20 protein-coding genes and 1 riboswitch are annotated in these 22,426 nt (G+C 72.4%); of the genes, 8 read left to right on the plus strand and 12 right to left on the minus strand.

Going from position 1 to position 22,426, the window contains the following annotated elements:
• Positions 1-72 precede the first annotated feature (72 nt).
• Entirely contained in the window at positions 73-975 is a 903-nt protein-coding gene (locus tag GA0070612_RS27335) for a TAXI family TRAP transporter solute-binding subunit (protein ID WP_231924714.1), read from the plus strand.
• Between the two features lie 10 nt (positions 976-985).
• Here the strand turns inward: GA0070612_RS27335 and GA0070612_RS27340 are convergent, their stop codons facing one another.
• The 3 genes from GA0070612_RS27340 to GA0070612_RS27350 form a co-directional block, all read right to left on the minus strand.
• Positions 986-2,422, minus strand: coding sequence for a sensor histidine kinase (locus GA0070612_RS27340; RefSeq protein ID WP_088990530.1), 1,437 nt, complete (start codon positions 2,420-2,422; stop codon positions 986-988).
• A 9-nt stretch (positions 2,423-2,431) separates the two neighbouring features.
• Positions 2,432-3,088: a response regulator transcription factor gene (locus tag GA0070612_RS27345; RefSeq protein WP_088990531.1), complete on the minus strand. Its 657-nt coding sequence runs from the start codon at positions 3,086-3,088 to the stop codon at positions 2,432-2,434.
• 74 nt (positions 3,089-3,162) lie between these two features.
• The gene (locus GA0070612_RS27350; protein WP_088990532.1) at positions 3,163-3,474 is read right to left on the minus strand and encodes a hypothetical protein; all 312 of its coding nucleotides are present in this window, start codon (positions 3,472-3,474) and stop codon (positions 3,163-3,165) included.
• 113 nt (positions 3,475-3,587) lie between these two features.
• Here GA0070612_RS27350 and GA0070612_RS27355 point away from each other — a divergent pair, with 113 nt between their 5' ends.
• Positions 3,588-3,926 carry a DUF952 domain-containing protein gene (locus GA0070612_RS27355; RefSeq protein ID WP_088990533.1) on the plus strand — a complete coding sequence of 113 codons (339 nt, stop codon included), beginning with the start codon at positions 3,588-3,590 and terminating at the stop codon, positions 3,924-3,926.
• 59 nt (positions 3,927-3,985) lie between these two features.
• Here GA0070612_RS27355 and GA0070612_RS27360 read toward each other — a convergent pair whose 3' ends face one another.
• The 3 genes from GA0070612_RS27360 to GA0070612_RS27370 form a co-directional block, all read right to left on the minus strand.
• Positions 3,986-5,743, minus strand: coding sequence for a CDP-glycerol glycerophosphotransferase family protein (locus tag GA0070612_RS27360; protein WP_088990534.1), 1,758 nt, complete (start codon positions 5,741-5,743; stop codon positions 3,986-3,988).
• Between the two features lie 210 nt (positions 5,744-5,953).
• Positions 5,954-8,080 carry a DUF6077 domain-containing protein gene (locus GA0070612_RS27365; protein WP_157742621.1) on the minus strand — a complete coding sequence of 709 codons (2,127 nt, stop codon included), beginning with the start codon at positions 8,078-8,080 and terminating at the stop codon, positions 5,954-5,956.
• 139 nt (positions 8,081-8,219) lie between these two features.
• Positions 8,220-8,858: a TetR/AcrR family transcriptional regulator gene (locus tag GA0070612_RS27370; RefSeq protein WP_088990536.1), complete on the minus strand. Its 639-nt coding sequence runs from the start codon at positions 8,856-8,858 to the stop codon at positions 8,220-8,222.
• A gap of 178 nt (positions 8,859-9,036) precedes the next feature.
• Here GA0070612_RS27370 and GA0070612_RS27375 point away from each other — a divergent pair, with 178 nt between their 5' ends.
• The 4 genes from GA0070612_RS27375 (at position 9,037) to GA0070612_RS27390 (ending at position 14,097) form a co-directional block, all read left to right on the plus strand.
• On the plus strand, positions 9,037-9,930 hold the full coding sequence (locus tag GA0070612_RS27375) for an ABC transporter permease (RefSeq protein ID WP_088990537.1): 894 nt from the start codon (positions 9,037-9,039) through the stop codon (positions 9,928-9,930).
• 34 nt (positions 9,931-9,964) lie between these two features.
• The gene (locus tag GA0070612_RS27380; protein ID WP_088991800.1) at positions 9,965-10,741 is read left to right on the plus strand and encodes an ABC transporter ATP-binding protein; all 777 of its coding nucleotides are present in this window, start codon (positions 9,965-9,967) and stop codon (positions 10,739-10,741) included.
• A 134-nt stretch (positions 10,742-10,875) separates the two neighbouring features.
• A complete protein-coding gene (locus tag GA0070612_RS27385) occupies positions 10,876-12,393 on the plus strand; it encodes a bifunctional cytidylyltransferase/SDR family oxidoreductase (RefSeq protein ID WP_088990538.1) in 1,518 nt (505 codons plus the stop codon).
• Between the two features lie 33 nt (positions 12,394-12,426).
• Positions 12,427-14,097 carry a CDP-glycerol glycerophosphotransferase family protein gene (locus GA0070612_RS27390; protein ID WP_088990539.1) on the plus strand — a complete coding sequence of 557 codons (1,671 nt, stop codon included), beginning with the start codon at positions 12,427-12,429 and terminating at the stop codon, positions 14,095-14,097.
• Positions 14,098-14,103: 6 nt separating this feature from the next.
• Here the strand turns inward: GA0070612_RS27390 and GA0070612_RS27395 are convergent, their stop codons facing one another.
• The 5 genes from GA0070612_RS27395 to GA0070612_RS27415 all read right to left on the minus strand — a co-directional run bounded on the left by GA0070612_RS27395 (position 14,104) and on the right by GA0070612_RS27415 (position 19,081).
• A complete protein-coding gene (locus GA0070612_RS27395; protein ID WP_088990540.1) occupies positions 14,104-14,850 on the minus strand; it encodes an alpha/beta fold hydrolase in 747 nt (248 codons plus the stop codon).
• A 133-nt stretch (positions 14,851-14,983) separates the two neighbouring features.
• Complete coding sequence (locus tag GA0070612_RS27400; RefSeq protein ID WP_197699250.1) at positions 14,984-15,832, minus strand: C39 family peptidase; 849 nt, start codon at positions 15,830-15,832, stop codon at positions 14,984-14,986.
• Positions 15,833-16,065: 233 nt separating this feature from the next.
• Positions 16,066-16,207, minus strand: a riboswitch (cyclic di-AMP (ydaO/yuaA leader).
• Positions 16,208-16,492: 285 nt separating this feature from the next.
• A complete protein-coding gene (locus GA0070612_RS27405) occupies positions 16,493-17,263 on the minus strand; it encodes a hypothetical protein (RefSeq protein WP_088991802.1) in 771 nt (256 codons plus the stop codon).
• 131 nt (positions 17,264-17,394) lie between these two features.
• Complete coding sequence (locus GA0070612_RS27410) at positions 17,395-17,775, minus strand: hypothetical protein (protein ID WP_088990541.1); 381 nt, start codon at positions 17,773-17,775, stop codon at positions 17,395-17,397.
• Positions 17,776-17,869: 94 nt separating this feature from the next.
• Complete coding sequence (locus tag GA0070612_RS27415; protein WP_088990542.1) at positions 17,870-19,081, minus strand: acyltransferase family protein; 1,212 nt, start codon at positions 19,079-19,081, stop codon at positions 17,870-17,872.
• Positions 19,082-19,392: 311 nt separating this feature from the next.
• Between GA0070612_RS27415 and GA0070612_RS27420 the strand changes: the two genes are divergently transcribed.
• Both GA0070612_RS27420 and pseI read left to right on the plus strand, forming a co-directional pair.
• Positions 19,393-20,568, plus strand: a complete 1,176-nt coding sequence (locus GA0070612_RS27420) for a glycosyltransferase family 2 protein (protein ID WP_088990543.1) — start codon at positions 19,393-19,395, stop codon at positions 20,566-20,568.
• Positions 20,569-20,701: 133 nt separating this feature from the next.
• Entirely contained in the window at positions 20,702-21,754 is a 1,053-nt protein-coding gene (gene pseI, locus GA0070612_RS27425) for a pseudaminic acid synthase (protein WP_088990544.1), read from the plus strand.
• 126 nt (positions 21,755-21,880) lie between these two features.
• Here the strand turns inward: pseI and GA0070612_RS27430 are convergent, their stop codons facing one another.
• The gene (locus GA0070612_RS27430) at positions 21,881-22,288 is read right to left on the minus strand and encodes a hypothetical protein (protein ID WP_231924715.1); all 408 of its coding nucleotides are present in this window, start codon (positions 22,286-22,288) and stop codon (positions 21,881-21,883) included.
• Positions 22,289-22,426 lie beyond the last annotated feature (138 nt).

Genomic DNA, 22,426 nt, shown 5'->3' on the forward strand with positions numbered 1-22,426 from the left:
CGCACAGTGCACCGCGTGAGTCGTACCCTGTCCCGCCGGCCCGGACGGCACCGCGCCTGGTGGGCGGCCCTGATGACGGTGCTGCTGACCGCGGCCCTGACCGCCGGATGCCGGGACGCCCCGACCGCGCCGACGACGATCCGGATCGCCACCGGCAGCCCCACCGCCGTCTACTACGCGTTCGGGCAGTCCCTGGCGGCCATCCTCAACCGGGATCTGCCCGACGTGCGGGCCAGCGTGGTGATCACGGCCGCGTCGGCGGAGAACGTCCAACTGGTCGGCTCGGGAGCGGCCGAGCTGGGCTTCACCCAGGCCGACGTGCTGCCCACCACCACGGCGGAGAACGCGACGGTCGAGGCCATCGCCCGGGTGTACGACGACCAGCTGCACCTGGTCACCACGGGCGGCGGCCCGGTCCGTACGGTCGCCGACCTGCGCGGCCGTCGCGTCTCCGTCGGCGCACCCGGCTCGGGCACCGAGATCACCGCGACCCGGCTGCTGGAGGTGGCCCGCCTCGGCGGCGACGAGATCCGTCGGGAACGGCTCGGGCTGGACGACTCGGTGGCGGCGTTACGGTCCGGACGGATCGACGCGTTCTTCTTCTCCGGCGGGTTGCCGGTGCGGGGCATCGAGGAGTTGGCCTGGCGCAGCGCCACCCGGATCGTGGACCTCAGCGAGTGGACCGAGCCGCTGCGCGACCGCTACGGCCAGGTCTACGTCTCCCGGGACATCCCCCGCTCGGTGTACGGGGTGGACGCGGTGACCACCGTCGCCGACCCGAACTACCTGATCGTCCGGGCCAACCTGCCGCAGCAGTTGGTCCGGGAGGTGACCAGGTTGTTGATGGAACGCCGTGCCGAACTGGCCGCCGCGCATCCGGCGGCGGGACGGATGAGCCCCCGCTCGGCGATCGTCACCGCGCCGCTGTCGCTGCACCCCGGGGCCGCCGACTGGTACCGGGCGGCCAAGCCCTGACGACAGGCCCTCAGCGCGCCGGGGCGGGCCGCAGGTCGGCGGCCGGTTCCTCGTCCACCGGCTCCGCCGCCGGGTCGGGTTCCGCCGCCGGGAACCACAGGGCGGCGACCAGCCCGCGCGACTCCCCCGGGCGCATGGTGAGCCGTCCGTCGGAGGCGTCCACCAGCACGGCGGCGATGGTGAGGCCCAGCCCCGCGCCGTCCACGTTCTGCGCGTCCGGCGCTCGCCAGAACCGCTCGGTCGCCTGCCGGAGCTGACTCTCGGTCATGCCCGGGCCGGAGTCCCGCACCTCCAGGGACACCCCGTCGTCGCGGCGGTCCACGGTCACCGTGACCGCTCCGCCCGCCCCGCTGAACTTCACCGCGTTGTCGATCAACGCGTCCAGCGCCTGGTCGACGGCGGTCGGCACGGTCCGGGCGTACACCGGGGCGTCGCTCGTGGCCAACCGCAGGGCGACCGAACGGTGCCGGGCCAGCGGCGCCCACGCGGACACCCGGGACGCGGCCACCGCGGCGGCGTCCACCGTGACCCGCTCGTTCTCCTCCCGTTCGGCCCGGGCGAGGGTGAGCAACGCGTCGAGCACCAACGCCAGCCGGTCGGTCTCCTCCAGGGCCAGCTGGTGCTCGGACCGGCCGTCCGGGTCGGTGAGGCTGGGGCCCAGCTCCTCCACCCGCAGCCGCAGCGCGGTGAGCGGGTTGCGTAGCTGGTGGCTGGCGTGCGCGACGAAGGCGCGCTGACGGTCCATCACGTCGGACACCACGTCGGCCATGTGGTTGAAACTGGTGGCGAGGCGGCGTAGCTCCGGAGGGCCCAGGCGGTGCTGCACCCGGGCGCCACGGTCGCCCTCGGCGATCTCGTGGGTGACGGCGTCCAGTTCGGTGACCGGGCGCAGCACCCAACCGGCCAGCCCGAACGCGGTGAGCACGCAGGCCAGCACGGCGAGCAGACCGGCCAGGGCGAGCAGCAGCCACCACGCGGCGACAGCTCGCCGGATCGGGCCGGACGGCGACGCGATCACCACCGCGCCGAGCACCTCACCGCCGTCGTTGATCGGCGCGGCCACCACCACCGGGGCGGTCGTCCAGGGCCAGATCGACTCGGGGGCACTGGTCTGCTGCCCGGACAGCGCGATGTCCAGGACCATCGCCGTCCCCGGGCTGGGCTGCCACCTCGGCGACGAGACGGGGGTGCTCCGGTCCCGGTCGACGACCGCCACGCCGATCGCGTACAGGTTGTCGTAGCTGTTCAGCTCCGACTCGATCGGGCCCGGTCCGCCGTCGCGCAACGCCGGGCCGGCCAGCGAGGCGAACCGGGTGGCGTCGGCGAGCCGGTCGGCACGCACCCGTTCGGTCTCCCGGCTGGCCATCGTGGCGGCCAGCGGTGTCTCCAGGGCGATGAGGACGAGGACCATCAGCAGCAGGTAGCTGATCACCAGTCGGCGGCGCACGTCAGCCCCTCACGCGTCACGCAGCCGGTAGCCGACGCCGCGGACGGTCTCCACCAGGCGGGCGTCACCGAGCTTGCCGCGCAGCGACCCGACGTGCACCTCGACCGTGTGCCGATCGGCCCAGGTGGTGCCCCACGCGTCGAGCAGGATGCGATCGCGCGGCACCGCCACCCCGGGCTGGCGGGCCAGCGAGAGCAGGACGTCGAACTCCTTGCGGGTCAGGGTGACGGCGCGGCCGTCCACGGTCACCGTCCGGGCGGCCACGTCGATGCGTACCGACCCGGCCTCGATGAGGTGTCGCTCCGGCGCGGCGTTGGCCGCCCGGCGCAGCACCGCCTCGATCCGGGCCTGCAACTCCACCATCGAGAACGGCTTGACGACGTAGTCGTCCGCGCCGAGGCGCAGACCGAGCACCCGGTCCCGCTCCTCACCCCGCGCGGTCACCGCGATGATGCCGAGCTGGCTGCTGCGGCGGCGCAGCTCCCGGCACAGGTCCGTGCCGTCGCCGTCGGGCAGGGTCAGGTCGAGCAGCACCAGGTCACACGGGGCTGCGGAGAGCGCGGCCGCGACGGTTGCCGCGTGCTCCACCTCGTACCCACGGCGGGTCAGGGCGGAGGAGAGCGCACCGGCGACCCGGCGGTCGTCCTCCACCAGCAGGATCCGCACCCGTGCCTCCGTCCGTCGCAACCGTTCTGCGAATGGTGGCAGAAGGGGGCGCGGAGCGGGAGGCCGCCTACCCGTTACAGGCCGAAGACGTCGTCGGCGGTGGCGTCCCGGACGCCGTCGGTGAAGCCCCGGAAGCCCGGGTCCTCGTGGCTGGCCGGCACGCTCGTCACGGTGACGCCGCCGGCCTGGGTGACCGCGTCGACCAGGGGCGGATAGTCGATCTCGGCGTCCTCGAAGGCGTCGTCGTCCGCCTCGGCCAGGTTGATCACGTGCTGGACGTCGTCGGACGGGGTGTCCGGGTCCTCGGCCCACTCGCCGCCGGCCCGGTAGCACTCGTCGTACAGCGCGCGCTGGCTGTCGGTCCAGTCGTCGTCGTAGCTCTGCATCGCCCATCCCCTCCGCGGCCTTGACCTGAGCATGCCCGGCCGGGGGTGACGAGCGCGGCGGTACCGGGGAAAACCGGCTCGGCGAGCCCACGGCAGCGCCGTAGGCTACCGAGGTGATCTACAAACTGCTGCCCAGCACGGAGTGGGACGACGCCCTCGCCACCGGCGCCTTCACCGGCTCCGCCCTGGACCGGCAGGACGGCTTCATCCACCTCTCCGGCGGCGACCAGGTCGTGGAGACGGCGCGGCGACACTTCGCCGGCGTGACCGGGCTGACGCTGCTGAGCGTGGCGGAGGACCGGCTGGGCGACGCGTTGCGGTGGGAGCCGTCGCGCGGGGGGCAGCTCTTCCCGCACGTGTACGGTCCGCTGCCGGTCGCCGCGGTGGTGGCGGCGCAGGCGTTGCCCGCGGACACCCCGGTTCCCGAGGCGGTCGCCGCCCTCCTGGGCTGACACGGTCGCGCCCGACCCGACAGGTGTCGGGCCGGGCGCGCAACGCCATCCGTGCGAAGTCAGCGGCAGAGCCGGTCGATCTCCTCCTGGAACCGGTCCATCGGGTTCGCCTCGGCGGGGCCGAGCAGGTAGGTCTTCAGCTCCCGGCGGGCCTCGGTCATCGGGTCGTCGCCGGCCCGGGTCACCGACACGATCTTCTCCAGCTCGCCGCAGTCCTTCGAGAGCAGGTACGCGGCCCGGGCCGTCGGGTAGTCCCGGCGGAAATCGTCCTCGGACAGACCGGCCGGGTTGGCCACCACGTACGGGCGCTGACTCTGCACGAAGTCGGAGACCACGCTGGACACGTCGCTGATCAGCAGGTCCGTCTGGTTGAAGCAGTCGAACAACGCCGGCGTACGACCGGTGACCACCAGGTGCGCGGTGCCGTCCAGGGAGGACGCGTCCGCGTCGCCGCCGGCGGCGCGGATGGCCGCGACGATCCGCTCGTGTGCGGCCCTGGCCTTGGTGGACCGCGACCCGGTGAGCGGGTGCGGCTTGTAGACCAGTCGCAGCCGAGAGTTCGTGGCCAGCAGCCCCTTGACGATCCGCTCACCCATCAGCACCAACGAGGTGTGGTATGGGTCGTCGTCGAGCCAACCCTCCCAGGTGGGGGCGTAGAGCACGGTGAACGGCCGGTCCACCGACTCGGCGCCGAAGGTGTGCACCCCGGCGAGCTGCGGCCGACCGATCTCGACGATGTCCGAGTCGAGCACCCCCACGCCGGCGCGGGCGTACCGCTCCCGACCGGCCAGCCCGGCGACCCAGACCTCGTCGTACACCTTGCTGTAGGGGTTGACGCTGGCCTGCTTGTCGCTGTCACCGTGCCCGACGAAGACGTGCTTCGTGGCGGGCTCGCGAAGCATGTGGATGTTCGCGCCGACGTTCGCGGCGTACAGCGCCGCGCGGATGCCGCCCAGGTCGAGGTTCATGAAGTCGACACCCGCCGGTACGCAGATGACCGGCAGCCGGGTGTCGGCCAGTTCCAGGAACGCCTCGCGGCTGCGCATCAGGACCACCGCGCGCTGGTGGAGCGCCTCTGCCGGGGCGAGCCACATGTTGGCCTGGTAGACGTCCTTGGCCGGGCCCGCGAAGTAGAGCGCCACCTCGGGTCGGTAGGTGTCCATCCACCGCTGGACGGCGGGCAGCAGCGGCGCCTGCGGCGCGCCCCTGCCCCGCAGCCAGGTCAGCGCCAGAACGGCGGCCACCACACCGGTGGCGACGACCGCCACAGTGCCGGCGGCGAGGAACGGCGTCGCGTCGTGCTGCACGGCGGCGGCCACGGCGGCCGGCACCAGCAGCAGGTTGAGCAGCGGCATCCGGTCACCGGTGACCGCCGTCACCCAGGCCGGCGGCCGGGGGGCGGCGCGCAGCGGACCCAGCTCGATGTTGCGCACCAGGGCGGACGTCGGGTTACGACGCTCGACCATGATGGAGAGCGCCCCGGCGAAGACGGACGCGACCCACACCACGGCCGGCAGCACCAGCAGCAGGCTCAGCTCGCCGCCACTGAGCCGCACCTCCGCGACGACCAGCAGCACCGCCGCGAGGTCCCGGGTCAGTTGCCGGTACGACCAGTGCAGACCCGCCTTCTCCAACAGCACGTGCGATGCCGGAGACCAGCGGGCGAGGAAGAAGTCGCCGAACACGGCGGCCAGCCCGGCGACCACGAACAGCGCCACCCAGCCCAGTGCGCCGGCGACGAGCATGACCAGGTAGGCCAGCACCAGCAGCGCCGCGCCGGCGGCCACTCCGATCCGACCTGACAACGTGCCGAACAAGCGAGTTCGCTCCCTACGATCTTCGTATCGGGCTGGGCTCGGGTCTTCGCGCACACCAGGAGCCGCGACTGAAGCGCCTGGCGGGCGCTCGTCACGTCACGCCAGCACGAGGCTGACGGACGTGACTGCGACCTTAACGCGAAAGGTCGCGGTGGCACCAAGCGGGTATGCGAGCGGCATTCCGGTCAAAACGGTGCACCGGTACCGTCCTCACGATCCGCCGGGGGCGCCGACGCGGTAACAGACCATGGCACCGGGCGCCTTGCGCGACGCCAAGGGTTCCAGGCCGAGGGTCGGGGCGGCGGCGGGGACGGCGGTGTTGCCCTTCCACGCGCAGACCATGCCCACGCCCACCCGGTCCATCGCCGCGGCGACGTCGGGGATGGACACGGCCTGCCCGCCAGGGGTCACGGGCTGCCCGTCGGCGAACGTCGCGAGCAGCAGCCGGTCGGTGGCGAACTGGGTCTGCGGGCCGTAGTCGGTGAGGTAGAGGTCACGCGGTAGCACCACCCGCACCTCCGTGGTGACCATCGGAAGTGACCGCATGACCGACGACGGGGCGAGCACCAGGCCGGCGGGGCGGTCCAGGTTCCTGATCCAGAACGAGGCGGCCTTGCGGTTCTCCGGCATCCGCCAGGTCGGGCCGTCCTCGAGCGCCTTACCGCCGTACCACATCGGCTTGCCCTGGGTGTAGAAGACGAACACCAGCAGCACCGGCAGGACGACGGCGAGGACCTGGTTCACCCGGGCCGGTCCCGGCAGCCGGACAACGGCGAGGAGACCGACGAGCGCCGGGACCGGCAGGATCCACGGCACCCGCCAGAGCACCGCCGTCAGACCGCTCAGGTCACCGCCGAGCTTCAACACCCCGGGCACCATGAGGACCGTCACCGCCAACGCGGCGCCGACGGCGAGCTGCTGGGGGACGCCACGCCGGATCACGAGCGGCGACCACCAGACGGCGAGCCCACCGATCAGACCGAGGATGCCGAGCCACAGGGTCAGCTCGTAGATGGTCCGCAGCTCCTGCAACGGGGCGTACGTCGCCGCGGCCTCCTCCACGCCGCCGCGCAGCACCTGGACGAGCACGCCGGACAGCAGCGGATAGGCCGAGGCGGCCAGGAAGCACAGGACGGCCTCCCGCACCCGCCGGGTGACCAGCAGCGCCACGCCGGCCGCCCCGGCCAGCAACGGCAGCAGGAACACGGCGGTGGTGGTGTAGCCGACGCTGGCGACCGAGAGCAACGTGAGCAGGACCAACGCCCGCCGGGAGCGGTGCTCCAGGTAGTCGGTGAGGTACACCCAGGCGAGAGGGATCAGCGCGTGCAGGAAGACGCTCTTGCCCTGGGTGAGCCGGGGCAGGTGGTAGGTGTTCAGGGCGTCGGCGTAGTACGCCACGAGCAGGATGTAGGCCGCCGCCACTCCGAACACGACCAGCGGACGACGCGGCGCCCACCGCTGCACGAGACGCCACAGGGCGAGGACCGCGAAGACGGCCAGCACCGGCAGCAGGAGGTACCAGAGCACCGACCCGGTGTGCACGTGCAGCGCACGGGCCAGCGCCCCGACGAACACCTCGAACGAGGGCAGCGGCGGGTTCGCCGAACCGCCCGGCAGCACGCCCTCGGTGAACAGGAAGTCCCGGAACGGGATGGTGTCCCGCTCGGCCACCCACACCGACTTGCCCACGTAGAAGACGTCGTCGAGGGACACCCGGTTGATCAGCGTGCCGAAGTACGCGGCAGCCAGGGAGACCACGAGGACCACGTACCCCTGCACCGGAGTGGTCGCCCGGACGGACGCGGCGGGGACCGCGCCGGCCGACCTGTCGGCGCGGGGCAGCGCCAGCCACGCGGACACCACCGCGACCAGACCGAGCCCGGCCGCCAACCACCAGCTCAGCAACCCCTTACCGAAGGCGGCGAAGGCGGCGGCGCCGACCGCGGTGGCGACCGGCAGGGCGTACCGACGCAGCAGCGACGCACGGTCGGCGGGAGCGTCGGTCGGGCTGGTCACCGCGTCGTCGGTCTCGGCGGGCCGTGCGGCCACGTCCCGACGACGCAACCTCCAGGCGCCGTACGCCGCGACCGGTTGCAGGATCACCCAGATCAGGAAGACGACGGACGGACGCAGGTTGAGGCCGAGGTTGAGGTGGTAGAGCAGCGTCCAGATGGCGAAGCTGACGACCGCCGCGTCGGTGAAGACGACGGGCAACCCCGCCACCGCGGCGTTGAGCCGCCCGATCAGACCGCGCCGGCTGCTGCCGCCGGAACGAGCACCGGCGTACCTCTGGTCGGTTGGCGCTGGCGTCGCCACAGCGTCTTCCACTTGCGTCACGGGGCGTCCTTGTCGTCCGGCGGCGAAATGAGGGCGAAAAGCGGATGTCTGATCGATGACAGCCGGGTGCCAAGGGGGCAGCCTAGCGGAATCGGACGGGCGGACCGCTGCTGCGGGCGACCGAGTGTCGGACCCCTGGTCAACCCGCGATCGGGGCCGGACGGGGTCGGGGCAGGACGCGGTCCGCACCGAGTCCGACGGCCACTGACTCGACCAGGTTGTCGAGGTAGGTGTCGGTGATCGGCAGGCGGGCGATGGCCAGCCGCCAGTAGAGCGGGCCGACGATCAGGTCGATCGCCGCGTCCGGGTCGGTGTCGGCGGGCAGCTCGCCGCGCTGCACCGCGCGGGTGACCAGGCGACCGCCGATCTCCTGTTGGCGCGCGCGCAGCACCCGACGCAGGGTCTCGTCGATGCTCGGGTTGCGGGCGGCCTCGGCCAGCAGGTCCGGGATGATCTGCGACGCCAGCGGGTGCCGCAACGCGTGCGCCACCGCCTGGAACAGCAGAGCGAGGTCACCGCGCAGGGTGCCGGTGTCCAGCGCCGGCAGTTTGCCGTGTGCCGCCGCGGCGACGATCTCCAACACCAGGTCGAGCTTCGAACTCCACCGCCGGTAGATCGCCGTCTTGCTGACGCCGGCCCGGCGGGCCACCGCCTCGATGGAGAGCCGGCCGTAGCCGACGGCGGCGAGCTCCTGCATCAGCGCACGCCGGATCGCCGCGGTGATCTCGTCGCGCAGCACCGCCGCTCCGGCCGGGGCCCGCCTCTTCTCGGTCGTCATCCAGGGCTCTTATCGCAGGTCACGGGGACCAGCGTAACGCAACGACGATACGGTTGCGTCCCGACGTGTTTCGGACTACTGTCCACGCAGCGACGAGGCGGCGCCCCGCGCACATCTCCCACTAGGATCCCATCGTCGCGAGCCACCCCGTCTGCACAGAGATCGGAGCGCCATTTCCATGGCCACCACCGCGCTGGTCGACCCCGACACGGGCCTGACCCAGGCGCAGCTGGCCGCTCGACACGGGCTGAGGGTCGCCGGTGAGCGCCCCAGCGTCGTCGAGTACAGCCGCCGACTATGGGCGTACCGGCACTTCATCGCCGCGTACGCCAACGCCAAACTGGTCGCCTCGTACAGCAACGCCAAGCTGGGTCAGCTCTGGCAGGTGCTCACCCCGCTCACCAACGCGGCGGTCTACTACCTGATCTTCGGGGTGGTGCTGGCACAGAACGACATGCCGAACTACATCGCCTACCTGACCACCGGGCTGTTCATCTTCAACTTCACCCAGAGCGCGGTCCTGGCCGGCACCCAGGCGATCAGCAGCAACCTGGGGCTGATCCGGGCGCTGCACTTCCCCCGGGCCAGCCTGCCGCTGTCCACCACGTTGACGCAGTTCCAGCAACTGCTGGCCTCGATGGTGGTGTTGATCGGCATCGTGCTGGTCACCGGCGAGCCGATCACGCTGCAGTGGTTGCTGCTGATACCGGCCCTGTTCCTGCAGGCGATCTTCAACGCCGGCGTGGTGCTGCTGGTGGCCCGGATGGGTTCCAAGGCGAGCGACCTCAAGCAGGTCATGCCGTTCGTCCTGCGCACCTGGATGTACGGCTCCGGCGTCCTCTACAACGTCAGCCTGTTCGAGCGGCTGCCGGCCTGGGCGACGACGCTGGTGCAGTACAACCCGTTGCTGGTCTACATCGAGCTGGCGCGGTACGCGCTGCTCGAGGAGGCGCCGCTGCTCAACGAGTCGCTGACCCAGCTCTGGCTGGTCGGGGCCGGGTGGGCCCTGGTCGCCGGGATCGGCGGTTTCATCTACTTCTGGCGGGGCGAACAGGAGTACGGCCGTGGCTGAGCACTTCGACACGCCCATCGAGGCGACCGCGACGATGACGCCGACGCAGGAGCGCATCCCGACCGTCGTCGTCGACGACGCGCACATCATCTACCGGGTGCACCAGGGCGCCGGCGGCGGCACCACACCGGTCGCCGCGCTGCGCCGACTGGTCAAGCGCACCTCCGCGCCGAACATCCGGGAGGTGCACGCGGTCAAGGGCATCTCCTTCACCGCGTACCGGGGTGAGGCGATCGGGCTGATCGGCACCAACGGCTCCGGCAAGTCCACCATCCTGCGGGCCATCGCCGGGCTGCTGCCGGTCAACCGGGGCGCGATCTACACCCAGGGGCAGCCGTCGCTGCTGGGCGTGAACGCCGCCCTGCTCAACGACCTCTCCGGCGAGCGGAACGTCACCCTCGGCTGCCTGGCCATGGGCATGCATCCCGACGACGTCGCCCGGCAGGCCGCGGGCATCATCGAGTTCTCCGGGATCAACGAGCGGGGCGACTTCGCCAGCCTGCCGATGCGGACGTACTCCTCCGGCATGGCGGCCCGGCTACGGTTCTCCATCGCCGCCGCCAAGAAGCACGACGTGCTGCTCATCGACGAGGCGCTCGCCACCGGCGACAAGGGCTTCCGCAAGCGCAGTGAGCAGCGGGTGCGGGAGTTGCGCGAGGGCGCGGGCACGGTGTTCCTGGTCAGCCACCAGCTCTCCTCCGTACGGGACACCTGCGAGCGGACGATCTGGCTGGAATCGGGCGTCCTGCGGATGGACGGCCCCACCGACGAGGTCGTCCGGGCCTACGAGGCGTACGCCAACAGCAAGTAGCGCCTCGGCATCGACACGACGCCACGGACCGCGTCGCCCGCGTTGGGGCGGCGCGGTCCGCGCGTTAAGGTTCATCCCGTCGCCGCTCGGGCGGAACTTTCCGTTAACGCATCCCTGAGAGTGAGGATCCGGCAATGACGCAGGACCAGACCACTGGCCCGGACGCCGCAGCGGAGACCCCGACGCCATGGCGGCCCTCGCGGACGGTGGCCGTGGTTCTGGCCGGCGGCACCGGGACCCGGCTGGGCCTCGGCATCCCGAAGCAGCTGCTGAAGATCGCCGGCAAGCCGATCATCGAGCACACCCTGGCGGTCTTCGAGGCGGCGCCCGAGATCGACGAGATCATCGTGCTGATGGCGTCCGGTCACGTCGACGACGCCCAGCAGATCGTCGACAAGGCCGGCCTGCGCAAGGTCACCAAGGTGATCGAGGGTGGCGACACCCGCAACGCCACCACCCGGATCGCCCTGGACGCGGTCGGCCCGGAGGACTGCAACATCCTCTTCCACGACGCGGTACGCCCGCTGCTCAGCGGCCGGATCGTGCGGGAGTGCGTCAACGCCCTCTGGACCTACGACGCCGTGGACGTGGCCATCCCCTCCGCGGACACGATCATCCAGGTGGACGACAACGACTGCATCACCGACATCCCGGTGCGGTCCCGGCTGCGCCGGGGGCAGACCCCACAGGCGTTCCGTTCCCCCACCATCCGTGAGGCGTACCGGATCGCCGAGGGTGACCCGAACTTCGCCGCCACCGACGACTGCGGCGTGGTGCTGCGCTACCTGCCCGGCACCCCGATCAAGGTGATCGACGGTTCGGACGAGAACATCAAGGTCACCCACCCGGTCGACGTGCACCTGGCCGACAAGCTCTTCCAACTCGCCGCGGCGCAGGCGCCCCGGCTGACCGACCACCGCAGCTACAGCGAGGAGCTGACCGGCCGCACCATCGTGGTGTTCGGCGGCAGCTACGGCATCGGCCACGAGTTGACCGAGCTGGCCCGCCGCTTCGGCGCCCAGGTCTTCCCGTTCAGCCGTTCCAGCACCGGCACCCACGTGGAGCGGGCCGAGGACGTCGAGGCCGCGCTGACGACCGCGTTCGAGGCCACCGGTCGGATCGACCACGTGGTGGTCACCGCCGGGATCCTGGAGCGGGGCGAGCTCGCCGAGATGGACGAGGAGACCATGGACCGGGTGCTCCAGGTCAACTTCGTCGGCCCGGTGACCATCGCCCGACAGGCGCTGCCCTACCTGCAACAGACCAAGGGCCAGTTGCTGCTCTACACCTCCAGCTCCTACACCCGGGGCCGGGCCCGCTACGCGCTCTACTCGGCCACCAAGGCCGCCCTGGTCAACCTCACCCAGGCGCTCGCCGACGAGTGGGCCGACGTCGGCGTACGCGTCAACTGCATCAACCCGGAGCGGACCGCCACCCCGATGCGGACGCGGGCCTTCGGCGAGGAGCCGGAGCACACGCTGCTCGCCGCGGAGGCCGTCGCCCAGTCGTCCCTGGACGTGCTGATCTCCGACCTGACCGGCCAGGTGATCGACGTACGCCGGGCGCCCGGTGACGGGGTGACGCCGAGCGTTCCGGCGCAGGGCGGGCCGGGTCAGGTCGAGACGTCGGCCGACGTGGCGTCGGCCAACTGACGCCCACGGCTGCGGAACCACGAACGGAGCGACATGCGCGGCGACCTGGTCCGTAAGCTGGCTGCCCGCTGCCTGAGCACCGGGTTGGCCGTCCTGGCCTTCGTCGTGCTGGCGCTCACCGACGCCACCGGCTGGGGCCTGGCGTTGGCTGTCGCGGCAGTGGTCGCGTCGGCCGTGGAGCAGCGGGTCCGGCCCGGCGCCGACCTCGTCGCCGAGACGACGCTGATCGCCGCCGCGGTCCTGGTGGGTTACTGGCGTCGGCTGGACGACGGCGTCGACCTGGCGTTGGTCGCCACCGCGCTGGTCCTGCTGGGGCTGGTGCTGCTGGTGGGGCCCCTGCGCACCGCCGGCAACCTGGAGATGCGGACGGCGAACCTACCGGTGCGCACCTGGACGCCGGTGGTCGCCGACCAGCTCGGCACCGCGCTGCTCGGGCTGCTCGCCGTGGTGGCCCTCGCCGCCGCGCTGACGCTGCCGGCCGTGGTGCCTCTGGTCGCCAGCCTGCTGGTCGGTGCGGGTGTGGGGGCGGTCGCACTGGACCTGGCCCGGCGGCGGTTCCGGCCGGGCGCCGGCGGCGGCGCGGTGGGTCGCGCGCTGCGTCGGCACCAGCCGGAGTTCGTGCTCTACTTCTCCGCCCCGCCCGGCTCCGAATACCAGGTCACCATGTGGCTGCCGTACCTGCAACGGATCGGCCGCCCGTTCCTGGTCATGCTGCGCGAGCCGGAGTTCCTGGCGCCGATCGCCGCGGCCACCGACGCTCCGGTGGTCTACTGCCCGACCCTGCGGGCCATGGACGAGGCGCTGGTGCCGAGCCTGCGGGCGGCGTTCTACGTCAACCACGGGGCGAAGAACAGCCACTGCATCCGCTTCACCCAGCTCACCCACGTGCAGTTGCACCACGGCGACAGTGACAAGGCACCGAGCGCCAACCCGGTCTCCGGGATCTTCGACCGGATCTTCGTGGCCGGGCCGGCCGCGATCGACAGGTACGCCCGCGCCGGGGTGCAGATTCCCGCCGACAAGTTCGTGGTGGTCGGCCGCCCCCAGGTCGAGTCGATCCAGGTACGCCAGGAGCCGGCGCGGGGCCTGGCGCACCCCACTGTGCTGTACACCCCCACCTGGACCGGGCACCACGCCGACGCCGACTACTGCTCGCTGCCGGTGGCCGAGCAACTGCTGCGGCGGCTGCTGGAGCGCGGCGCGACGGTGATCCTGCGGGCCCACCCGTACACGACGCAGAACCCGGCGTCGGCACGCCAGTTGGGCCGGCTGACGGAGCTGCTGACGGCCGATCGGGCCCGCACCGGCCGGCAGCACGTGTTCGGGTCGGCGGCCCGGGAGCTGAGCCTGACCGAGTGCGTCAACTCCTCCGACGCGTTGGTCTCCGACGTGTCGGGGGTTATCTCGGACTACCTCTACTCCGGCAAGCCGTACGCGGTCACCGACATGGGTGGCGAGGGCGACCGGTTCGTGGAGCGCTTCCCGCTGGCCGGCTCGGGGTACGTGCTGCGTCGCGACCTGTCCAACGTGGACGAGGTGCTGACCGACCTGCTGGACACCGACCCGCTGGCCGAGGCGCGGTGGGCCACCCGCCGCCGCTACCTGGGCGACTTCCCCGCCGAGTCGTACGCCGACGCCTTCCTGGGCGCCGCCCGCCGCGAGCTGACGTCGGCACCGGAACTGGCCACACCCACACCGGTGTAGACCAGTTCAGCGGTACGGGTCGAGCAGCGCCAGCACGGCCGCCGGGTCCTCCACGTGCGCGTTGTGGCCGAGACCGGGCAACGTGACGACCGGCACCCCGTACTCCTTGAGCTGTTCGTCGCTGACCATCGGGTCGTGCTCCCCGCGCGCCAGCACGACCGGCGCGTCGGTCGCCGCGAGCAGCGCGGTCAGGTCGGGCTCGCCGACGGCGAACGCGGTCGGGTCCATGGCGAGACGCCACCGGCCGTCGACCTGCCGCAGGCCGGCGTCCACCACCGGGTGGTCCGGCGCGACCAGGCCGGCCAGGCCGGACACCCGTAGGTAGCGGCGGGCTGCCTCGGCGCGGGTGGCGAACCAGCTGACCGGGCGGGCGGCGAGGTCGGCGGCACGGGTCAGCTCGTCGGGTGACCAGACGGCCTTGATGCCCAGCCCGACCACGGCGTCCACGGGCGTCCCGGCGGCGCGGGCGGCCAGCGCGAGGCCGACCACCCCGCCCAACGAGTGCCCGAGCACGACGAGCCGGTCGCCGGCCACCAGGCCGCGCGCTATCCGGTCCGCCAACCCCGCAAAGGTGTACGACGGCAGCGGCGCCGCCCAGCCGTGGCCGGCGAGGTCCGGTGCCAGCCACCGCCCCGCCCAGCGCTGTTCCAGCAGCGGCGCCCACGGCAACCAGACGTCCCCGCTCGTGCCCATTCCGTGCAGGAGCAGCAGGACCCGCCCACGACCGGCTTGACCACCCGATTCATCCACCACGGCCGCAGTCTCCCACGGTTCACGGCCCGGTACGAGAGCCGCCGTCCACGCCGGACACCGACGCACCGACGAAAATGCCGCGGGCGTCGGCCCCTTGTGGGGGACGACGCCCGCGGCGGTCAGCGTGCCTGGGTCAGGCGGAGTAGCCCCGGCTGGCGATCCAGTTGGCCAGGTCGATGGTGGTGATCCAGTACGCCGGGTCGGCGGCGTTGGCCGAGTCGGCGATGCGCACGGTACGGCCGTTGTCCTTGTAGCCCACGACGGCGATGTAGTGCCCGCCGCCGTAGGAGTGGTAACCGCCGTCGGTGTCGACGGCGTCGCCGACGACGTTCGCGACCACGCCACGGCCGTCGGTGATGGCCTTGACGACGTCGGCCTGGAGCCGGTCCATCTGGGCCGGGCTGGGGGCGCCGGCGAACATCCGGGTCCGGTACGGGGAACCCTTCACCTCGGCGTTGAGGACCCGGGTGGTGTCCTCGGCCGAGTTGGTGCCCATCTCGGTGGTGCCCAGTTCGGCGCCGAGCTCCTCCTGGGTGCGGTCGATACCGGTGGCGCTGAGGGCGTTCCGGGTGGCCGCCGGGCCGCAGTTGTAGTACGTGTTCTGCGCCTCGTAGTCGTAGTCCAGGACCTTCGTCGCGGGCGGCTTCGGCGGCGTCGGCTTACGGGTGAGGTCGGGGTTGGCCTTGGCCTTGGCCTTGGCCGACGCGGCGGTGGTGGCCGGAGCGGCGGTGCTCGGCGCGGCGCCGGCCGACGGGGACGCCGCACGCGCCTCGCCACGGGAGGCGGCGACGTCGCTGCGCATCTCGGCGACGGTGGTCGCGGTGCGCCCGCCGGCGGGTGCGTCGTCGGCGGTGGTGAGCAGGGCGCCGGTGGTGGTGGCGATCGCGAGGGCCGCGGCGGAGGCGGCAACGATCTGGTACGGGCGCTCGGTGGCGAAACGGCGGAGCTGACGCTGCAGGGTGTGCTTCACGGGGTCCTCCACGGATCGGGGGGAGAGCGGCACAGCGGCGACCGGACCGGTATCCGGGCAGGCGCCGGCGCGCGGACCGTGGTCCGCGGATGGTGAACCGCTCAGGGGAACGCCCGGCGTGGCCGGGCGGCTAGGCGATGACCCGGGGGGTCAGCTCACCGTCACTGGACGAATGAGCGCGGGTACCGCCGCGCCGTGGAGGCGAGGGAACAACCGAGGGGTGGAAAGGTGCTGCACGTGGATGGAACTCCTTCCGACACCGCCTACCGGGTTAGCTGACGGATTCGGGCGGGAAGATCGCCCTACCGCGGGCTCTGGCTCGCGGATTCACCCCGGACTTACTGGTGGGTCCCCGGTTCGTTCATCACGATTGAGCGGGTCGGCGCGGCGTCGCCTCTTGCGATCGGTTACCGCACCGGACGGGACGACAGTACTGGCCCGTTCGCACCCCTGCCAAGCCAGCTCCACCTGCATAAACCTGAAATGTCGCGGCAATTTCTGCGCGTATTGCCGATGATGCGACTCGATGGGACAAGCGGTTACGGTGACGCCTACGGGCGACAACCGGACAGGCCGCCGAGAATGCGACCAGATTCTCCGGAAGAATGGCGCCGATCGCGCCGGACGCCCGAATTCCGGTCGGCGTGAGCCAGCTCACGTCACGAATCGGGCTCAACTCGCCCGCGCGGGCCGCCACCGCGCCACGACAGCGGGTCGGAACGCACCGGTCACCGCCCGCCGCGCGGGTAGCGGGTGCGGTCGCAGCCGGGCCGCCGCCGCGCAGCTCTCCGTCGCGAGGGCTCGCGCTGAGTCGGCAGCCAGTTCCGCGTCCCGCCAGGCAGCCCGCTCCCGGGATGCGGCGGCCTGGTAGTCGGCCAGCCTCGCGTCCCGGATCGTCCGGCTCAGCAGCACCTCCTGCTCGACCGGGTGCCGCCGGGGATCCCAGCCGCGCCGCTGGGCGAACACGTCGCCCAGCTGCGCCATGCTCAGGTCACCCCGCCAGTACGCCGTCATCGCGGCCCGGTGCAGGTAGCGCTCGCGGGCGGCGTACTCGGCCGGGGTGTGGGGGGTCTGCGGGGTCGGCAGCGTCTCGGCGCCCGCGAAGCGACGCGCAGCGGCGTCCGCCTCGTCGTAGGCGTCCCAGGCCCGCTCCAGCTCCGCCTGAGCGGTCAGCCAGTCAGCACGTCGCCGCTGCGCGGTCCTGGCCGCCCCGGTCGCGGCGACCGCCACCTCCTCGGCGTACCGGCGCAGGTCGGCGGCCTCGGCGGCGGCCACCTCACGAGCGGTGGGGGCGGCCGTGCGCGGGTCGTCCGGGGGTGTGTCCCGCTCGGGACGGGCCACCAGCAGGGCGAGTACGCCCAGGGCCAGCAGGAACAGGGTGGACCAGATGGCGGCGGCCTGCGGCACCTCGGTCACGAACTGGTAGAGGACAGCGGTCTGCATGGTCGGCACCTCGGAAGAGAGCGATGCGATGGGTAGCTCCAGCGCCACCGGGCCAGGGGCGGTGAACGGGCCGGTGGGGCGCGGAGCTGGTGGGTCGACAGGCGCGGCGGCGGGACGGTCGTCCCGGTGACTCAGCGCCCGGGCGGGGCTCGGGGTGCCCGGCTGCTCGGGGCGTGACCGAGGGGCAGCTGCTCGGACCCGGCCGCGCGCAGCGAGCCGGCCGCGAGAGTGACCTGGTCACCGGGTGGCGTTGGTTGCGGGTCGACCGACCACGCCGGAGAGGATGCCTCGACGGGCTGCTCGGTCGTCGCCCGCGCCTCGTGCATCGCCACCTGCGCGCAGGTGGACGGGCAGGCCGCCGGGAGTGATCCGAGGGCGAACGGAGCTGGCACGGCGGCCGAGGCCGGGCCCGCGCCGAGCGCCAGGGCCGCGACGACGGCGAGGCTGGTCAGCACCCGCGTCGCCCAGCGCGCCACCCACCACAGCGGACAGGTGATCGCGACCGGAAGCACGACCTCACGCTACCGTCGTGCCGACCTCACCGCACCGACCACGGGCGTGTCGTCGCACGCCGCGCCGAACCCCCACTGAGCAGGGTGGACGGTGTCAGCGCGAGTCGACGTACGGTGATCGGTCGGTGGTCTGCCCGCTCTCCCCGGCGGCGTCGGCCGGTCGGCCGTCGGCGTCGGGACCGCCCTCGCGTTGCCGGGGAACGGACGCCGACCGGGCCGGGCGGCGCGGTGCGAGTCGACGCATCATCGGCGTCTCGACGAAGCGGTGCAACAGCCCGGCGAGGACCAGGTTCACGGCCAGGAAGCCGAGCACCACCGCTGGTCCACGCCAGCCCGTGAACCCGGTCCCCCAGTCGCCGCTCCACCGCAGCACGCTCGTCATCACCAGGACGTGCACCAGGTAGAAGGCGAAGGAGACCTCCCCGAGCCAGACCAGCGGCCGGGAGCGCCACGGCGACCGCCTGTTCCGCACGTCGGCGTCCGCGGCGGCGGCGATCACCAGCACGTACGCGACGGCGAGCAGCGTGGTCCACAACTCCGCGCGGATCCACTGGGCGGCCGCCACCCAGGTGCCCACGAAGACCAGGCTGGCGACGGTGAGCCCCGGGCCGCGCCAGAGACCCCGCCGCATCAGCTCGGCCGCCACGGCGCCCAACCAGAACTCCAGCGACCGTACGGGCGGGAAGATCTGGGTGAACCACCACCGGCTCGCCTCCGGCACCAACTGCTGGGCCGGCCAGAGCGCGAGGATCAGCAGCGGCAGCGCGACGATCAGCACCCAGAGCAGCTTCGGGTTGGCCCGGCGCAGCAGCGGCAGCACCAGCGGCAGGCACAGGTAGAAGAAGAACTCGCAGGAGAGCGACCAGCTCACCGTGTTGACGCTGTAGAACCAGCCCATCCGGGGGTCCCACGCCTGCAACAGCAGCAGGTTCTCCAGCGCGACCGCCGGCAGGACCGGGTCGGCGAACCACCAGGCGACCAGCAGGGCCGCACCCCACAGCACCACGTGGTTCGGGTAGATCTTGGCAACTCGACGCCGCCAGAAGGTGCGCCGGGAGTCGCCGACGCGGGCCGACCAGACCAGCACGAAACCGCTGAGGATGAAGAAGAACTGCACCCCGGACAGGCCGAGCGTGAACAGCGCGTCGACCACCGCCTTGTAGTCCGGTTCGGCGATGATCCGCATGGTGCCGGCGTGAAAGCCGAAGACCAGCAACGCGGCGATCCAGCGCAGCCCGGTCAGCGAGGGCAGCCGGGCGGGCGGGCCGGCGGGCCGGGCGGTCGACACCGCAGCGGCGCTGGTCATGCCGGGATCCTGAAGATCCGCAGGGTCACCAGCACGTCCGTATCCTCCTCGGCGCGGCGTCGGACGACGCGACGGCGACGCCCGCGACGGCCCGGCAGGGCCGCACCGAGGCACCCTACCGGGTCACTCCCGGGTGAACCGGACGTGTCCCACCCGCCCACAGCGGTACGGGCACGTGCCACGGTCGCCGGATCGGCGGACTGCGGGCCGGCCGCCGTTAACCCCCCGCTCGGGGGGAGTTCAGGGACTCCACCATCGGCGGTCACGTCAGGTTCCGGGTTCGGCCACCCGGACCGTCAAAGGTGGCGGGCGTGGTCAATGAGCCGACGCACGCACCGCTGCTGAGCATCGTCGTGCCCGTGTACGGCGTCGAGGCGTACCTGTACCAGTGCCTGGAGTCGATCCGGGCCGACATCCCGGCGGGCGAGTCGGACGCGGTCGAGATGATCGCCGTCGACGACGCCTCCCCGGACGGCTGCGGCGACATGCTCCGCTCCTACGCCGCCGGCCGCGACGGGGTCCGCGTCGTGCACCTGAGCAGCAACGTGGGCCTCGGCCTGGCCCGCAACGCCGGGCTGGACGTGGCCACCGGCCGGTACGTCTGGTTCGTCGACAGCGACGACTGGTTGCCGCCGGGCACGATCGCGGCGGTGCTGGACCGGCTGCGCCACCACCAGCCCGACGTGCTGATGCTCGACCACCTGCGGGTGCACGAGGACGGTCGGCGGGAGGTCGACGCGAGCAGTCCCCTGCTGCGCGGCATTCCCGGCGTGACACGCCTCGACGACCAGCCGCACCTGCTGCGGGTGCAGCACACCGCCTGGAACAAGGTGGTCCGGCGGGACTTCCTGGACCAGTTGGAGCTGCGCTTCTTCCCCGGCTGGTACGAGGACATCCCGTTCAGCCACCCCCTGCTGATCGGCGCCGAGAAGATCTCCGTGCTGGACCGGGTGTGCTACCTGTACCGGCAGGGTCGGTACGGCGCGATCACCTCCACCCGCAGCGGCCGGCACTTCGACGCGTTCGCCCAGTACGAGCGGTTGCTGGACTGGGTCGCCCGCAAGCACCCGGACGAGCGGTTGCAGGCCGAACTGTTCCAGCTGATGATCAACCACTATCTGGTGGTGGTGGGCAACGACGGCCGGCTGCACCCGCACCTGCGGCGGGACTTCTTCCACCGGGCCGCCGAGCACTACCGCCGGTACCTGCCCGCCGGTGGCTATCCGCTGCCGTCGGGCGTGACCGGGCTCAAGCACCGCCTCGTGGGGCGCGACGACTGGCTGGCGTACTCGGCTCTGCGCCAGGCGCACCGGGTCGCCGGTCGCCTGCGTCGCACCGGCCCGACCGGCGGCGTCGACGCCGGTTCCGGCTCGGTCACCGCCGACGACGACGCGGGTCGAGGAGCTGGCACCGCGACGACCGGCGACGGCGAGCTGGTCACGACCGCGCAGCGGCGCGACGCGCTGGCCGGGAGCCGCCGGCCGTGACCGCTTGCACCGCACCACACGCCGGGGGCCGGGTCGGCTCCCGGCGCCCTGGTTCTCCAGGTCGTCCACCCGCCGGGCGGACGACGACAGCACCACCGCACCCCGGTGCGGGCGTACCCGAGCAGAGGTCGGAATGACGGCGACAATCACCATCGGACCGCACGCGGTCGGTGCCGAAGAGCGACCGTTCGTGGTCGCCGAGATGTCCGGCAACCACAACGGAGATCTGAACCGGGCACTCGCCATCGTGGACGCGGTGGCCGAGAGCGGGGCGCACGCGCTGAAGCTCCAGACGTACCGACCGGACACCATCACGATCGACGTCGACACCCCGGCATTCCGGATCTCCAGCGGGCACGAGCTGTGGGGCGGGGAGAACCTGTACCGCCTCTACGAGCGGGCGCACACCCCGTACGAGTGGCACGCCCCGATCTTCGAGCGGGCCCGCGAGCGTGGCCTGACCGTGTTCTCGTCGCCGTTCGACGCGACCGCCGTGGAGCTGCTGGAGTCGCTGGACGCGCCCGCGTACAAGATCGCTTCTTCGGAGCTGGTCGACCTGCCGCTCATCCGGCTCGTGGCGAGCACGGGCAAGCCGATGGTGATCTCCACGGGCATGGCGACGGTCGCCGAGATCGACGCCGCGGTGCGGACCGCCCGCGACGGTGGCGCGGCGGGCATCGTCCTGCTGGCGTGCACCGCCTCCTACCCGGCGCCGCCGGCCGACAGCAACCTGCGCCGCATCCCGGTGCTGGCCGGCGCGTTCGACGTGCCGGTCGGGCTGTCCGACCACACGCCCGGCATCGGGGTGGCGGTCGCCTCGGTGGCGCTCGGCGCCTGCTTCATCGAGAAGCACGTCACGCTGGACCGGGCCGACGGCGGCGTGGACTCGGACTTCTCCCTGAACCCGGCGGAGCTGACGGCCCTGGTGGCCGAATCCGGTCGCGCGTCCGCGGCCATGGGCGGCACCGCGATCGGCCCGACCCCGGCCGAGCGGGAGGGCCTGCGGTTCCGCCGTTCGCTGTTCGTGGTCGAGGACGTGCGGGCCGGCGACCCGGTGACCGTCCACAACGTCCGGTCGATCCGACCGGCCGGCGGGCTGGCTCCGGTGGAGATCGACCGGGTGCTCGGCCGCACCTTCACCACCGACGTCCCGCGCGGCACCCCACTGACCTGGAACCAAATCTAAAGCCCCACCCCACCCCACCCCACCCCGTCGATCATGGACTTGTGGTTGCCGCTTTGCCCAGATATGCCCACTTTGGGAGGCACCACAACTCCATGATCGACGGGGTCGGGGGGTGGGGCGAGGCCGTCAGTGGCGGCAGCTCGGGCGGTGCGGGGCGAAGCCGACGGTGACCATCAGGTCGGCCACCCGCAGGGTTCGCCAGAGGGCACCCCCCTGCGCCGGAACGCCCAGCCCGTGCCGGCGCCACCAGGTCACGATCGGGACGTCGGCCAGCTTGCAGCAGCACTCGGCCCGGGTCCACCGGGCCCAGAAGTCACCCGTGCCGAACCGGCGGGCCAGCGCCGGTGGCACCGGGGCGCCGGTGCGCTCCGCGTCGATCGCCACCCGCCAGCCGGGGACCGGTGGGCCGTACCAGCCGACGCACCGGCCGTCGTCGAGGTGACTGCGGGTCACCGCGTCTGCCATCGCGGCCGGTGACCCGATGCGCAGGTGCTGCTCGGCAGCGGCCAGCAGGCCTGGCACCGGACGCGGCACAGGGGCACCGACCGCGCCCGGACGCGGCACAGCGGGACCGACCGCGCCCGGACGCGGCACAGCGGGACCGACCGCGCCCGGACGCGGCACAGCGGGACCGACCGCGCCCGGACGCGGCACAGCGGGACCGACCGCGCC

This window comes from Micromonospora chokoriensis, from assembly GCF_900091505.1.
Classification (GTDB): Bacteria; Actinomycetota; Actinomycetes; order Mycobacteriales; family Micromonosporaceae; genus Micromonospora; species Micromonospora chokoriensis.

Coding starts and splice junctions, on each gene's coding strand:
- pseI (WP_088990544.1), top strand. CDS start 20,702: ATGACGGCGACAATCACCATCGGACCGCACGCGGTCGGTGCCGAAGAG.
- GA0070612_RS27335 (WP_231924714.1), top strand. CDS start 73: ATGACGGTGCTGCTGACCGCGGCCCTGACCGCCGGATGCCGGGACGCC.
- GA0070612_RS27415 (WP_088990542.1), bottom strand. CDS start 19,081: ATGACCAGCGCCGCTGCGGTGTCGACCGCCCGGCCCGCCGGCCCGCCC.
- GA0070612_RS27375 (WP_088990537.1), top strand. CDS start 9,037: ATGGCCACCACCGCGCTGGTCGACCCCGACACGGGCCTGACCCAGGCG.
- GA0070612_RS27385 (WP_088990538.1), top strand. CDS start 10,876: ATGACGCAGGACCAGACCACTGGCCCGGACGCCGCAGCGGAGACCCCG.
- GA0070612_RS27390 (WP_088990539.1), top strand. CDS start 12,427: ATGCGCGGCGACCTGGTCCGTAAGCTGGCTGCCCGCTGCCTGAGCACC.
- GA0070612_RS27405 (WP_088991802.1), bottom strand. CDS start 17,263: ATGCAGACCGCTGTCCTCTACCAGTTCGTGACCGAGGTGCCGCAGGCC.
- GA0070612_RS27380 (WP_088991800.1), top strand. CDS start 9,965: ATGACGCCGACGCAGGAGCGCATCCCGACCGTCGTCGTCGACGACGCG.
- GA0070612_RS27350 (WP_088990532.1), bottom strand. CDS start 3,474: ATGCAGAGCTACGACGACGACTGGACCGACAGCCAGCGCGCGCTGTAC.
- GA0070612_RS27370 (WP_088990536.1), bottom strand. CDS start 8,858: ATGACGACCGAGAAGAGGCGGGCCCCGGCCGGAGCGGCGGTGCTGCGC.